Consider the following 14691-nt stretch of genomic DNA (forward strand, 5'->3'; position numbering starts at 1 on the left):
AGTTTTGGATGGAAATCCTCGGGCTCAGTGGGTCAGTTCTGGATGGAAATCAACAGGCTGGGTGGTGGCTCCTTGCCCAAGTACTGCCACCGGTACCTCCCGCATGCCGATATCACCGTGGTGGAGATCAACCCCCACGTGATCGAGTTGCGCGACGCCTTCGCCGTGCCCGCGGACGATCACCGGTTTCGCGTCGTGTGTGACGACGGGGCAAGGTTCGTGGCCACCCTCGATCGCCGCTATGACGTCATCATGGTCGACGGCTTTACTTACGACGGGCAGCCTGAGCAGCTGTGCACGCAGGCCTTCTACGATTCGTGCCGAATGGCGCTCACTGACGCCGGTGTCATGGTTGTCAATCTGCAGGGGGAGACACCCGAGTGCGACCTTCTACGGGACCGAATTGCCAGCACGTTCGGAGGGGCTGCACTCGCGGTCCCGGCGGATGGCGGAAGCAACCTGATCGTGCTGGCCGGAGCGGCTCCCGGATTTCGAGAGGTCACAGCGGATCTTGATGGTCGCTTGGACGGCTTGGCCGCCGTTCACCGGCAGACGCTGCGATTGACCTTGGGGCGCATCGAGCGAGCGATGCGATTTCTCTGCTGAGTCGCGGAGCCTGACTGTCTTCCGAATGTCGCGAGCCATTGTTCGGAGCTGAGCCCAACGGCGGTTTGTCAGCTTGGATCGCCAGGGCTACCACCGATCGCGGTCGTTGCATTCGAGATTGGGAGCTTTTGATCACGGACCGTAAGGAATTCGCTGATCAATGACCGTTCTGGCTGGCGCCAGCGAGTGGCACGAACCAGAACTGCAGACGCGATGCGTAGCGGCACATTGGCCGCGACGCCGAGGCTCGTATGAGCGTACTCCGATTGGGTTGAGTCGGGGCCTTGGCCTACAAGGACGGCGCATGTTGACGCCGGGAAGTCCAGGCGTGCCTCCGACGCGGGCATTCAAAACCGTGGCGCATCCTGAGCCCCACGTGATACGGATCAGGGCGCAATCATGTCAAACCAGCGGTACTCCAGCTACAGAGGTTGTTCAATCACCACGCATTGGGCGGAGGTCAGCCCCCCGTCAGACTGGATCGAAACGGATCCGTTGGGTCAGGAGCCGGCGAAACGCTTCACATCCAGTTTCTCAGTCGCGGCCAACGCCGCCTGCGACGAGTCGTGGCAGCAGTTTCCAACGGCTGAATTCGAGTCCTCTGCCGGTGCGTTGGCGGGCGCGACGACTGCGGCGAGGCAGATGATCGACGCGAAGCTGGCCGAAATCTCTGCCCAGGTGAGGCATTGACCCGCCGGAGAGCGAGCAAGTGGACAGATCACCGCGGGGTCTATGCCACCGCGCGCGGGAACCCGACACTCCGGTAACAGGCACATGACACCGCCTCCAGGCCGGCGCGATCGAGGATCCTGATCGTGCCGCGGACGTACGTGATGAGCTCGCGCGACCGCAAAGAGGTGCATGCCATGGTCACGGATACACGCCTGACGTTCAGGATGGTGGCCAGGTACTCGTGTGTCAGGAACAGGTCCTCCGACCTCGATCGGTCACTGGCCATCAGCAGCCAACAGGCAAGGCGCTGCTCGAAGTGGTGGGAAGCGATGCAGGCGGCGGTTTGCCTCGCCTGGGCCAGCTTCGCCGAGGCGCAGCGATAGAGCTCATGCTGCAAGCACGGGGACCGCCGGAAGTCCCGGCTAAAGCGCGCAGCCGACATTCGCATGGCAGACCCTGCAGTCTGCACTACTGCCCGAACGGATGCGACGTCCACGCCGAGGCCCAGGGACACGCCGACGATTCCTTCGTAGCCGACCATCCCGGTTTCCACCCTTCGCTCAGGGTCGGTTGTGGTCAACAGGCAGACGACGCAATCAAGCGGGAAATAGACATACGGAATCGGCGCGCCGGCTTCGTGAAGCACCGCGCCAAACCCGAGCGTGACGAACTCGAGCGCGGGCAGAAGGCGCAGATACTCCTCGCGCGGCAGGGCGGCGAGAACGGCGTTGGCGCGCGGTATTTCAAGCGCCGCTTTCCGTCTTGCAGCAGAAGCCCTGCTGGCAGCGGCGCGCAACGCACGCCGCGCCATGGGAAACATGATGACGTTGGCGCCGCGGTAGTCGATGACGGCGTCGATCTCGCCTGCCTCGATGGCGCGTTGCTCGGCACCGTCACGGGGCAGCTCCTGCAGCGCCCTGCGCAGCCGCACGGAACCCGGCAACGGCCGGATGTCCCGGAGGGCGTCGTCACTCGCCATGGGGCTTCAGCCCCAGCGCCAGCATGACCTGCCGCTTGTCGCTGAGGTTTCCGATCACCTGCGCCACCGGTTGCGGCGACAGCTTGCTGAGGCTGGGCGTGACGAGCACGCCTTCGGCCATCGCGCGCCGCGGATTTTCGAGCACGTCGACCACCTCCAGCTTGTGCCCGTCCTTCAAGTACTCGGCACAGATGGCCTCGAGGTTGGCAATGGCCTGCATCGAGTTGGGCGCTCCACCGGCGACGTACAGGCGCAGCACGACGACCGTCGTGAACTCGGCGGCTTGTGGCTTGGGTTTGACTGTGCGGCGGGTCATCTTGCGGCCCCGTTTCCGCTCTTCCTCGCCGGGCCCTCGGCGGGGTCCGCGCCGCGCCTTCTGCGCAACTCACTCTCGCGCTGGCTCGACGAGGCGGTATGGACGTCGTCCTCCCCGGCGTACAGGCTCAACTCGGCGCGCTGCCTTTCGAGGTTCAGTTGCAGCGCCTTGATCTGGGCACTGGTGTTGGCCTCGGCGAACTGCAGCTCGCGGCGCTTGTGATCGACCTCTGCGCGATACCGGATCTTCTTGGCGCTCTCCTCGGCCTCCTTCTCCCAGCGCAGCGTGCCCATCAGCACCTCGCCGCCGGCGGTGTAGACATCGGACAGCGAAGGCCCGGCGTTGCTCAGCACGAGTTCGCGCACCTGGTTGGAGTGCGATGTGCCGCGCGACTTGATGATCGTGAGGGCGCGGTTGCGTTCGCCGCTTCGCACCAGGTACGACAAGTGGATCCAGGTGTCGGCGATGGTCGAGATCTGCAGGTCGGTGGCTTCGCCGCCCGGGCCTTCGGTCTCGCTCAGGGCCGTCACCAGCAAGGTGATCCCGTCGTCCTTGATCATGTAGATGAGCCGGTTCGCGACGGTGCGGGCCGCGCCCAGTGCGCCCGACTTGGCGATGGCCGTCAGCGGGTCGATCACCATGCACTGCGGCCGGTACTCGCGGATCAGCGCGCCGATCTTCAGCAGGTGCTCTTCCGCGCTGATGCCTTCGGTGCGGGCGGAATGCATCCGCAGCAGGTCGGACTTGACGTGCGCCTTGAGTTGGATGCCGACCGACGAGAGATTGCGCATGATCTGGTCCGCGCTCTCATCGAAGCTGACGAACAGCGCTCGCTCGCCGCGCTGGCAAGCGGCCTCGACGAACTTGCCGGCCAGCGTGGTCTTGGACGTGCCCGGCACCCCTGTGATCAGGGTGCTGCTGCCGCGGAACACGCCGCCGCCCAGCATCACGTCGAGCCGCTCGAACCCGGCACTCAAACGCTCCGTCGAGGCCTTGTGTCCGATGTCGGGCGGCTTGGTGGCGCCCACCTCGATGCCGGAGGGGCCGAAGCTCAGCGGGAACTCGGCTGCCTCATAGCCCGATCCGCGGTATTTCGTGATCTGCAGGGTCGATGCCGAGATGCGGTCTTCCTGGCGCCGGTCGAGCCGCACCACGCAGTCGACCATGAACTGCAGGAAGCCGTAGTGTCCGGCCTCGGCGGAGCGACCCTCTGCCTTGGCCGTCACGATGGCGGTCAACGCGTTGTCCGCGAGCCAATCGCGCAGCCGATAGAGCTCGCGCATCTCTGCCGCCGGATCCTGGAGCAGGGTCAGCAGGACGTCGATGCCGTCGAACGCGATCCACTGCGCGCCCATCTCCTGCTTCTTGGCCGCGAGCATGGCCAGCATGCCCACCAGGTCGAAGTCGCCCGCCTTCACCAGCGTGGGCGACAGGTGGGCATCCATGAAGAACAGCTTCTTGGCCGCCAAGCCTGGAAGCCCCCAGTCGAAGGTGGCGCCGTTCGCGATGACTTGGCGCGGGCTTTCCTCGAAAGCCACGAATATGCCGGGCGCCCGGTGTCGGCGCGCGCCGTTTACGAGGCATTGCAGCGCGAACACCGTCTTGCCCGCCCCGGGGCCGCCGATGATCAGGCTCGTGCGGTGCCGCGGGAATCCACCGTGGCTGAGTTGATCGAATCCGTCGATGCCCGTGGGCAGCTTGGCCAGCGGATGGACGGATGTTTTTGCGGTTGCGATGTCGGGTCTCCGGTTCGAGGGAGCCACAGTTCCATCGCAGGTGCCGAGCTTCCCAACCTGCCGATCGCGACCCCGGAAATGTGTATACACCGGCCGCATGGCCGCGTATGTGTGCTATCGCACATAGCGGGGTGGAGGGCAGGTGTGCGTTGCTTGCCTAGTCTTTGCCCGGTACTTGAGCCGATGACGTCCACCTGTGCAGGCGTGTCATCGGCATTCGATGGCTTCACAAGCGAGAACGGATCGATTCGGGTCCGAAGAGGTCGTGGTGTGCCGATCCGCAGTGCCGAGCCTCGCCGGCACTTCACGTGGTGCTTGCGGTGGAGGAGCTTGGAGCGGCTTGGCGCCAAACAGCCAAATCGTTTGATGCCCTTTGCTCGCACCAGAGGCTGCGGTTCAGGGTTCAGTGAGGCCCCCGAACTACTGGATATTCGCAAGCTGCGAATTGCTGGCGAATATCCCGTCCCAACGACAAGGGGTCAACATCGCTGCGGGCTCCGTCAATATTGGCTCCTCGACCTGGGCTCGAACCAGGGACCTACGGGTTAACAGTCCGGCGCCGGGATCATCCAGAGGCCTCCTTGCGGCCGTGGTTGCGGCTGGCCAGCGCCGATGTCCTGCATGGCGTACGGCAGTCACTTCAATCTGCCTCAGGGATGGGGCACAGTCGCATTCGCTGGAGCAAGACGCGCACACGGAGCGGCTGGAGACTTGTGGAGGGCTTGTGAATGTCGAGCCATCCTCCTACAGCTTCAGTGCCGCGCTGCGGGCATCATTTGTGCAGGCAACAATGGATCGCACGCGATGTGGATCAGGGAGACTGCGACGATACGAGGCCACCGAGTCACCGCTTGGTCGACGGCCGTCTCCGACGGTCAATTTCTAGCTCTGTTCACGGTCTTTCCGCCAGTTGGCGCGCGAGTGTTCTTCGAACGCCTTCCGTCGTCGTTGTTCGATTCGCCCCACGCGGCACGTCAGGACGTCTTTCGGCTCGCCGAAGACGTGCTCAGTTCCGATCGAGACTCTGTTGGTCAGCACTGTTGCCCAAGGGAGACGAGCGACTTACCGGTACAGACTGAGCAAGGATCCCTGCCGAGCCGCAGTTGTGCGAGCGAAACGTGAAGGTCCGCTAGCCCCGACGGCTCCCTCTTAGCGCAAATCCGTCGCTAGGTAGCAGAATGGCAGGCCGCGGCTGGCCGCTTGCCGCAGTTGATGGAGCTAGCACGAAGGAGCACCGATGAGCGTGTTGATCAGCGGGGAGCATCGCCATGCTGGATCAGGTAAAGAGCTGTCCTTCCTTGCAGAGTGGCACCGAAAGGCTAGCAACGAGATTCACTACGAGCTCACTGTGCACGGGAATGGGCCGCCAATTCTCATTGATGGCCTTGTGTTCGTATCTGCGGACGAGATGCCAGAGGCAGCGGTGCGTCAGAAAATTGCCAATGTCTTGGATGCGATGCCGATCCTGTAGGGCGCATCGGCATCGAAAGAGGCACTGGTCCGATCTTTGGAATTCGATTGCCAATGGCGGGCTGGACCGGAGCAAAAGGCGCTCTCTTTGAAAGAGACGATTGGCCGTCAAGCCGCGCCAATGCTCACCTCAGTCATCGGCCTGTCACGCCTGTATTCGTTAGATCTGGATGGCACCTTGTCCAGTGGGCGAGGTCTCGCTGGCGCTGCAGTGCTTGATCCCCGTGTCGTCGCCAAGTCCTCGGCGTGCAGTAGCAGCGGGGACATTGGCCTTCAGGCTCGTGCGGCGACTGGTTCCGATCGACCTTGTCAGGCATTCAAGAAATCAAATGGTGCACCGCAAAGCCGACGTTGACACCATCCGCTGACCTCCGCGGCAATCGTTCGGTGCCTGCGAGAGGATGAAAGCCTTTCGGTGCAGGTGGCGCAAGCGCTTGGGGCAGCCATCGGCATCATCAATTCTGATGACGGATATACGACAATGGTGCGGGCAACTGAGCTCTTGGAGCCATGCGGCCTCAATCGCCCACGCCTTGCGCGCGGTCGACGATCAGATGATGTACGACTTTTGGTCGCGCGCAGTCTTGCATTGCCAGCGGATTGGGCCAAGATGCGTGCGCGCCCCGATCCTCGAGAACAGAGGCGCGAGAGAGGAGGACCGTGGTCAAGGACGATCAAACCGAGTGGGCAGCACGCAGCGAGTCCATCGCTCGGCTGAGCGGTGCGCTCGCTGCAGCCATCGGACTCTTCGTAGCCTGCGGCTGGTTGCTCGACATTGCAGCGCTCCGTACCCTCATCCCTGGTTTCCCGGAGATGAAGTTCAACGCGGCGCTCTGCTTCATGCTTAGCGGCACTTCGCTGTGGGCGCTCGCGAGCCGCCCAAGCCGTGCCGTCTGGGGCCGAGCCTGCGCGAGCCTGGTCGTGCTCGTCGGCGGGCTCACGCTTGGCGAATATCTTGTCGGCCATGACCTAGGCATAGACCAGTTGGTCATTGTCGAACGCTCAATGGACGGCCCTCACCCCGGGCGCATCCCAATGGCCGGGGCGTTCAACTTCACGCTGCTGGGGTTGGCGCTGCTTGCCATCGACGTACACTGGCCCGCCGCTCGATGGCCGGCACAATCGCTAGCCCTGACCGTGGCATCTGTCTCTTTCATCGTAGTCATCGGCTATGCCTACGAGGTCTCATCCCTCTATAGACCCAGCAGCAGCAGCCCGGTGGCCTTGCACGGCGTTATTGCGTTTCTCCTGCTATCGGTGGGTCTGCTCCTCGCTCGACCCGATCGCGGCCTCGTGGCCGCTACCGCGGCGCCAGACGCGGGCGGACTCCTGATACGGCGACTGCTGCCGGCCGCGTTGCTTCTTCCGCCGGTGCTGGGCTGGGTCCGATTGCAGGGCGAGCAAGCTGGGCTGTACGGCACGGAGTCCGGTCTTGCGATATACGTCACCGCCACAGTCGGCGTGTTGTCCTTGCTCATCTGGAGCACGGCGGCGTCCGTCAGACGAACCGACGCCGAGCGGCGCAGCGCCGAAATCAAAGTCACTGCGCAGTTGGCGCGGCTGAATCTTCTGAGCCACATCACGCGCGCCATTGGTCAGCGGCAGGATCTGCACAGCATCTTCCAGGTGGTGGTGCGAAGTCTGGAAGACCATCTACCGATCGACTTCGGCTGTGTCCTGCTCTACGATGCCGCGGCGGGTGCGCTGACGGTTGATGCGGTGGGCGTGCACGGAGTCGCGCTCGCCGAGGAGCTCGCTCTGTCGGAACGCGCCCGGCTCCAGGTGAACGGCAATGGTTTGGCGCGATGCGTGCGCGGCGAGCTGGTGCACGAACCCGATCTCAACGAAATTCACCTGGCCTTCGCGCAGCGTCTTGCGCGCAGCGGCTTGCGTGCGCTCGTCATGGCACCGCTCATCGTGGAAGGCAGCGTGATCGGCGTGCTGGCTTGCGCCCGGCGTGCACCGTACAGCTTCAGCAGCGGCGATTGCGAGTTCCTGAAGCAGCTCAGCGAGCATGTGGCACTGGCCACACACCAGGCGCAGTTGCACAGCGCGCTGCAACGCGCCTACGATGAACTGCGCCAGTCACAACTGGCCGCGATGCAGCAAGAGCGCCTGCGCGCCATCGGCCAGATGGCGAGTGGCATCGCTCACGACATCAACAACGCAATTTCGCCCATTACGCTCTACACCGAATACCTGCTGGAACATGAATCCGGACTGACGCCTCGGGGACGCCAGGCCCTGGCCACCATTGCGCGTTCCATTGACGACGTGGCGGCCACGGTCGCGCGCATGCGCGACTTTTATCGGCAGCGCGAAGGAGCGTTGCCGATGACTTCAATGAACATCAACGGTTTGGTGCAACAAGTGGTCGACCTGACGCGTGCGCGTTGGAGCGACATGCCGCAGCAACGCGGCATCGTGATCCAGGTGCGCACTGATCTCGTCCAAGATTTGCCGCTGGCGTTGGGCGTTGAAAGCGAGATCCGCGAAGCGCTGATCAACCTGATGTTCAACGCTGTGGACGCGATGCCCGCGGGTGGTGTGCTGACCCTGCGCACCGGTGCCGCGCTGACTGGGGGCGCTCAAATCGAGGTCGCGGACACGGGCTCGGGCATGGACGAGGACACGTTGCGGCGCTGCCTCGAACCCTTCTTCACGACCAAAGGGGAACGTGGAACGGGACTGGGCTTGGCGATGGTATATGGCACGATGCAGCGGCACGGCGGTGATATCGACGTCCGGAGCGAGCCTGGTCAGGGCACAACGCTTGTCCTGCGCTTCCCATTGGTGCAGGACAAACCGAGTTCCGTGATCGACGATAGGTCCATCGATGTGCAAACGCCCAAGCCCATGCGCATCCTGCTGGTGGATGACGACCCCGTCGTACTAATGACGGTGCAGGCCATGCTGGAAGCCGACGGCCATCTGGTCGTCGCAGCGAACGCCGGACAGGACGGTATCGATGCGTTCAAGGCCGAACTGAGCCGAGGCGCGCACATATCGGTCGTGCTCACCGACCTCGGAATGCCGTACGTCGACGGCCACAAGGTCGCGCGCGCCGTGAAGCAGTTGTCGCCCTCCACGCCCGTGATCTTGCTCACCGGTTGGGGACAGGGGCTCAATGACGACGCGGATGGCCCCGAGCACGTGGACGAGGTGATGAGCAAACCGCCCAAGCTGCAGGATCTGCGTCAGGCACTACTTCGCCACGGAGGCGCTGATTTTATGCAGTCCACCGTGTGAGCGCCCGGCCGCCAGCATCAAACCAAGGCCGGTCAATCCGGTCGAACCGGGGCTATTTAAATCGCCCCGGATTCCGTGGAGGCCGGTTGGTTTAAGTCAGGTCGGTATGACGGCCTGCTCGGCGAGTTCCCTATAGTAGTTTGCCTCAGGCTCGGTGGGCGGGATGTAGCCGATGGGCTCCAGCAGCCGGTAGTTGTTGACCGCTCACCATGATGCACCTGGATTGCGGGTTTGCCTGCACCTTCCAGCGGATGGTGCGCTCGCCCGCTAAGCGCGCCCCCCTTCGACAAGGCGGAGCGCCACCTGGACGTTGTTGCGGCCCGCGCCTTTGGCCTGGTAGAGCATCACATCCGCCTGCCTGACGAGCGCCTCGACGGTCGTGGCTTCACCCTGGTAGAACGCCAGGCCGATGCTGGTGGTGACATCGATCGTCTGCTGGTCGATCACGAATGGTGCCCTCATGGCCTGGACGATCTTGGCGGCGACGGTGGAGGCCATATCGGGCGCTGGCAGGCCTTCCATGATCACCGTGAACTCATCGCCACCCAGGCGGGCGACGGCGTCGCTGGAGCGCAAGGTCCGCGACAGCCGGCCCGCGAACTCCCGCAGTAGTGCGTCTCCCGCGTTGTGTCCGTATCGGTCATTGATCTGCTTGAACCGGTCAATGTCTAGGTACATGAGCGCCATCAGTGCACCCGTGGTGCGGCAGCGCTCCATCGCCTCGGCGACGCCCAACTCGAAACCGGCGCGATTGACAAGGCCCGTCAACGGGTCCACGCGCGCCAGCTCGATCAGCCGCTTCTCTTCGAGCTTCTGGCGGGTGATATCGCTGACCACGGCATGGAAGCCAAGCACCGTACTGCCGTCGGCGGCAAACTGCGGGATGTACTGGGCCTCGTAGCAGACATGGCTGCCGTTGGTCATCTCGCTCTGGAACGTGACAGCCTCTCCCCGCAACGCGGCGCGAATGTGCGGTTCGATCATGCCGTACGCCGCATCGCCCAGCAGCGCGCGCACGGTCTGCCCGTGAAGTTCGTCGCGCGGCCGGCCGAACCCTCGCTCGTAGGCCAGGTTGTTGAATCGATAGCGCTCGTCGGCGTCGATGTAGGCCACGCGCATCGGCAACGCATCGGCCACCGTGCGCAGACGGGCCTCGCTCTCCTGGAGAGCTCGTTGCGCTTCGCGGTACGAGGTGACGTCGGCGACGAGGGTATACAGGCCGACGATCACGCCCCGCTCGTCGCGATCAGGAACCGCCGTGATCTGCACATGGCGACGGCCCTCGGGGCGCACCATTTCCCGGTCGTACGCAACCTCCTGGCCCTCCAGGGCCGCCCGCAGCCAGGGTTCGATCTCCACCCAGGCATGCTCGCCATAGAACTCCCGCACGCTCGCCCCGATCTGCGGCGCCGCTGCATCGCCAAACCATTGCTGGTACGTCCGGTTGACGAAGCGAAAGCGCAGGTCGCAGTCGAGGTAGGAGATCAGCGCCGGCAGGTGATCGGTCACCATGCGCAGCCGATGCTCGCTCGCACGGACCGCCTGTTCTGCGGCCTTGGCGGCCGAGATATCGCGCATGAGGGACGAGAAGTACTCGACCTTGCCCTGTTTGTCGCGGTGGCAGATGACGATGTGGCTGACCGGGAACTCCCGCCGCTCTGCATCCCAGGCTAGCGACTCGCCCACCCACACGCCGCTGGCCACCGCCGCGGGCCATACCTCCGACATGAACCGATCGAGGGTTTGCGGCGGGGTGAGGTCGGCCAGCGTCAGGTGTTCGATCGACGCGTCGAGCGCCACCCCGGTGCGGCCTCGTGCTGCCGGGTTCATGTAGGTGACCCGGCCCTTCGGGTCTAGCTGCACGACGTAGTCGGTCGTTGCGTCGAAAACGGCACTCAGCGTGCGAAGCGCTCGCTCGGCCGTTACATCGCGACCGACCGAATGAAGCATCGGCCGCCCCGACGGGTCGAGCTGAAGGCTGTCGGTCCGCGAAATCCAGCGCTCGGCTCCGTCGGCAGTCTTGATGCGGCTCTCGCTGGTTGCAGTCTTGCCCGTCGACAGCACGTCCGACATGACCAGTCGAACGGTCGCGTGTTCCGCCGGCTCAACGTAGTCGAACAGATTCCTGCCCACCATCTGTGCAGGTGTCAGTCCGAACTGCCGCGCATAGGCCGGGTTGGCGTAGCTCAATTCGCCGTCGGGCTGGACGAGCGAGACGAGTTCGGACTGGTCGTCGAGGATGGCTTTCACCATCTGTTGGCTCGCGACCAATTGCCTGAGCACCGGCCTCACCTCGCTGTGCTGGACATAGATGGCCAGCGCGACGATGCCGACAAGCGCCAGCACAAGAAGGTTCAGGCGTGACCTCATCGGCGCATAAAGCGTCTCGACATCGGTGCGCACCGCGAACCCGAGCCCGAAATCCTTGATCGGCGCGAAGGCCGAGAGGACAGGGTTGCCGCGCCGATCATCGAGGAACTGCACGCCCTGTTCGCCGAGCACGGCCCTCGCCACCGGAAGGGCGGGGCTGCCGGCCGCGTCGAACATCGGCAGCTCGAATCCGGACGGCCTGAACCGGTTCGGCGCACAGACCAGCTTGTCCTGGTCGCGGCCGCAGATCGCCACGTCGGATGTGTCGCGGGACGCCCGGATGTCCTCCAACAGGCGATCGAACAGCGGCATGCGCTGCTCGGTGTGCACTCGTCCGATGGTGCGCTCCCCGACGAGGACATCGGTTTCCGTGAGGAGCAGGTAGCCGTCCTTCCAGGCCAGGATGGTCGTCGACCCGGTATTCGACAGGCGCTGGATGACTTGCATCTTCGCGGATGTCATGGCTCCCGCCTGCGCCACGCGCGTGGCATTCGCGGTGTAGAACTCCACACCCGTCAGGTCGGTGGTTAGGATGCTGTCGGCAACCCTCTGCAGGAACTCCTTGGCCACCGCGTCGTCGGGTGCCGTGCTCAGCCTGTCCAGGGCTTGGCGTGCGGCCGGCCGAGTGGCAACGGCCCTCGGAAACCACAGGCTCACATCGATGGTGTGGGCCAGCGAAGTCGCGTTCGTCCTGGCGATGAGAAGCATGTCCTTCGCGACCGAGCGCTCGAAGGTATCGCGCATCACGCCGAAACCCGCAACGCCACCCGCCAGGGCGACAAGCGTGATGACCGCGATCGAACGCCGCTTGATGCGCTGCTCGGTCCTTTGCAACGCCTTGGGTTCAATCGCCTGGCCTGCTTCATGGAGCATCCACAGGCCGGCACCGACGACCGAGAGCCCGAACGCGGTGACCGGCAGAATCCGGTTGAAGCTCGCCACCCGGTACAGCGTTTCCAGGCCCACGAAGTGACCGACGAGTCCGGCCAGGCCGATGAGGGAAACGACCAGGGCCAGCGTCAGGAAGATGAGCTGGCGGGGGCGGGTGGAGCGTTGCCTGTTCAGCCAGAAGCCGATACCGGCGAGCAGGAATCCCAGGCTCGCGTTCGCGGACAGCCGGCCGGGGTGGGGATGGGTCGCTGTGGAGACGGTGCCGGCACGGACGATGTCGATGCCCAGGCCGATGCCTGTCACGCCCTCGAACAGGTAGGCCAGGGGCAGCGCGATAAGGGCGGCGATGCAGATGGCAGAGAGACGGGTGAGCCAGGCGGCCGGGCTGAAGGGGTGCGAGGCGTTGAACAGGCAGATGCTCGCCGCGACGAAGAGCAGCGAGTCGACGATGCCTGCGTGCTCGGAGCCGGGGATGAGGTGCGCGATGGCGTCCGCCTGAAACACCCAGCGCACGGCCATGGTCGCGCCGAGCAGCCCGACGGCGAGGCCTGCCACTCGCGTGGTTGAAAGGGCCGATTTCTGCATGGTGTCTTCGTTCCGGTGTTGTCGCCTGACGATGTTGCGGCGCACAACCTCTCGTCGGGCAAGCGACACCGGAGCAAGCGCTACGCCGCAGAGTACGCCTCGGCGGGGAGAGTTGAAGGCCGGAAGTGGACACGCGCGGAATGCCAATTCGACTTTCGAAACCGTGAACGATGGCCGCTGTCACCCACCTCTGCCCCGCAAGCTCATGCTCCCACTCGTACCAGACCATCCCCACCGCGAACCCTTCCATGGGAAATGGCTGCTCAACGAGCTGCAGTCTGTCCCCTCGGTCTCGCACCAGAACCTCCGTTACCAGGGCCACGAAGTCCGACCCCGCCACGATCTCCGGCACGAACAGGAACGAAGCCGCCGACAGCACCACATGGCGCTTGTGCCCCAGCCGCCAGGGCGTCGTCAACTGGCGTGACGAAGTCGACTCCGCGCAGCGAGACGGTCACATGCTCCAACTGCGCAAACTGCACGACGGAGATCTTGCGCCGCAGCCGTGGATGGTTCCCCAACCGGTCCGACCGGGATCGACAAGCAATCCCAATGAACTCTGGCTGCGCCATGAGTGACGAAATTCGTTCGACAACACAGAGTGGCGGCCCTGCGTTGAACACTTTTTGAACGAAGTGGCGGTTCGTGGGCACTAAGTCGTCGCAATCCCGCCGACGCCGTTCGAACGAGGCGAAGATTTTTTGGAGATTTAGTATTTGCTGGACGAAACGCGAGCAACTTTCTCGTCGGACCTTCTGCCTTCTCTGATCACTATCACCACGGTAGATCAGAGTGTCCTTCGTAGCGTCTGGAACGTCATCGGCGACAAGATCGGTTGGAGAGACTGACGGTCAACGTCGAGCGGCTGCTATCGGGCGCTGGAACGCACTCTGTCGATTGCCCACAACGGGTCGATTGTGTGAGCTCGCGGGCGCGCGGAGCGGACGTCCAGCCGTGCCAGGTCGAGGCGGAGACGAACCTCCGCTCATCCAGCGTTGCCGAGGGCGCCTCTCAGCGTCTGCATTGCCGCGGTCAGCGGACTTTCGGAGGCCCCCGCCGACTGGCAGCAACTGCTGCAGAGCTGACTGACCTGCAGCTGAAGCACATCGCCTTCCTTCGAGGAGTCGATCATAGGCGCAGGCGCGACACTCACTTTGCATGTTCGCGTCGCAACCTGTTTACTATCGATCGCTAAGTTGTTGATTCGTCGCGCGGAAAGTCGCTGCTCTTTGGTCTGAATCTTGGCGGCGGAAAGTGAGCTAAGTTATTGAATTCAAACAAGATTACCAAGGTGCTTTTCGTCTGCATGGGCAACATCTGCCGCTCGCCGACCGCCGAGGCGGTGCTGCGCCACAAGCTGCGCGAGGCCGGCTTGGCCGAGCGCGTGCAGGTCGATTCGGCCGGCACGCACTCGTGGCACGGCGGGCAGCCCCCGGACCGGCGGGCGATCAAGCATGCGGCGCGGCGCGGCTACGACCTGGAGAATCTTCGGGCGCGTGTCGTCACGCCTGCTGATTTCGAGCGCTTCGACCTCATCTTGGCCATGGATTGGGACAACCTGTCCGAACTCGAAGACCGCTGTCCGCCCGAGCACCGCACCAAACTGGGTCGTCTGACACAGCATGCGAGGCAATTCGCCAGTCCGGTGGTGCCCGATCCGTACCAGGGCGGGCCCGAAGGCTTCGATCACGTGCTCGACCTGGTCGAGGACGCCTGTGCCGGGCTGGTCGAGCATCTGGCCCGGCAAGACAACGAATAACCCCACGGAACTTTCAGGCTCAATGCCGACCAAAAAGGTCGGTTTCATCTATACTTGA

Annotated in this window: 8 protein-coding genes; 4 read left to right on the forward strand and 4 right to left on the reverse strand. The window is 63.9% G+C overall.

Annotated features, from left to right (window positions below; genetic code table 11):
* Window positions 1–606: fused MFS/spermidine synthase (locus tag AC1DYN_RS11820; RefSeq protein WP_477959598.1), on the forward strand; the 606-nt coding region annotated here is incomplete at its 5' end.
* Window positions 607–1336: 730 nt separating this feature from the next.
* Here AC1DYN_RS11820 and AC1DYN_RS11825 read toward each other — a convergent pair.
* Genes AC1DYN_RS11825 through kaiC form a run of 3 tightly spaced genes read right to left on the reverse strand, consistent with a single transcriptional unit; the run spans window position 1337 to window position 4336 of the window.
* Window positions 1337–2257 (reverse strand): Crp/Fnr family transcriptional regulator, encoded by a 921-nt coding sequence (locus AC1DYN_RS11825; RefSeq protein ID WP_477959600.1) that lies wholly within the window; start codon window positions 2255–2257, stop codon window positions 1337–1339.
* Window positions 2247–2573, reverse strand: coding sequence for a circadian clock KaiB family protein (locus AC1DYN_RS11830; RefSeq protein WP_477959602.1), 327 nt, complete (start codon window positions 2571–2573; stop codon window positions 2247–2249). Before AC1DYN_RS11830 ends, AC1DYN_RS11825 begins: the two co-directional genes overlap by 11 nt.
* Window positions 2570–4336 carry a circadian clock protein KaiC gene (gene kaiC / locus AC1DYN_RS11835; protein WP_477959604.1) on the reverse strand — a complete coding sequence of 589 codons (1767 nt, stop codon included), beginning with the start codon at window positions 4334–4336 and terminating at the stop codon, window positions 2570–2572. The genes AC1DYN_RS11830 and kaiC overlap by 4 nt, the downstream gene beginning before the upstream one ends.
* Before the next feature lie 1210 nt (window positions 4337–5546).
* Here kaiC and AC1DYN_RS11840 point away from each other — a divergent pair.
* Window positions 5547–5780, forward strand: coding sequence for a hypothetical protein (locus tag AC1DYN_RS11840; protein WP_477959606.1), 234 nt, complete (start codon window positions 5547–5549; stop codon window positions 5778–5780).
* A gap of 659 nt (window positions 5781–6439) precedes the next feature.
* Window positions 6440–9028, forward strand: a complete 2589-nt coding sequence (locus AC1DYN_RS11845) for a hybrid sensor histidine kinase/response regulator (RefSeq protein ID WP_477959608.1) — start codon at window positions 6440–6442, stop codon at window positions 9026–9028.
* A 267-nt stretch (window positions 9029–9295) separates the two neighbouring features.
* On the opposite strand, the gene AC1DYN_RS11850 is transcribed toward AC1DYN_RS11845, so the two are convergent.
* On the reverse strand, window positions 9296–12874 hold the full coding sequence (locus tag AC1DYN_RS11850) for a PAS domain-containing protein (protein ID WP_477959610.1): 3579 nt from the start codon (window positions 12872–12874) through the stop codon (window positions 9296–9298).
* A gap of 1282 nt (window positions 12875–14156) precedes the next feature.
* Here AC1DYN_RS11850 and AC1DYN_RS11855 point away from each other — a divergent pair.
* Window positions 14157–14633 carry a low molecular weight protein-tyrosine-phosphatase gene (locus AC1DYN_RS11855; protein WP_477959701.1) on the forward strand — a complete coding sequence of 159 codons (477 nt, stop codon included), beginning with the start codon at window positions 14157–14159 and terminating at the stop codon, window positions 14631–14633.
* The last annotated feature ends 58 nt before the right edge of the window (window positions 14634–14691 follow it).

The organism is Rhizobacter sp. P2_D12 (assembly GCF_056404395.1).

Excerpts from the sequence above, each read along its gene's own strand:
- AC1DYN_RS11825 (WP_477959600.1), bottom strand. The coding sequence starts at position 2,257 with ATGGCGAGTGACGACGCCCTCCGGGACATCCGGCCGTTGCCGGGTTCC.
- AC1DYN_RS11850 (WP_477959610.1), bottom strand. The coding sequence starts at position 12,874 with ATGCAGAAATCGGCCCTTTCAACCACGCGAGTGGCAGGCCTCGCCGTC.
- AC1DYN_RS11840 (WP_477959606.1), top strand. The coding sequence starts at position 5,547 with ATGAGCGTGTTGATCAGCGGGGAGCATCGCCATGCTGGATCAGGTAAA.
- AC1DYN_RS11830 (WP_477959602.1), bottom strand. The coding sequence starts at position 2,573 with ATGACCCGCCGCACAGTCAAACCCAAGCCACAAGCCGCCGAGTTCACG.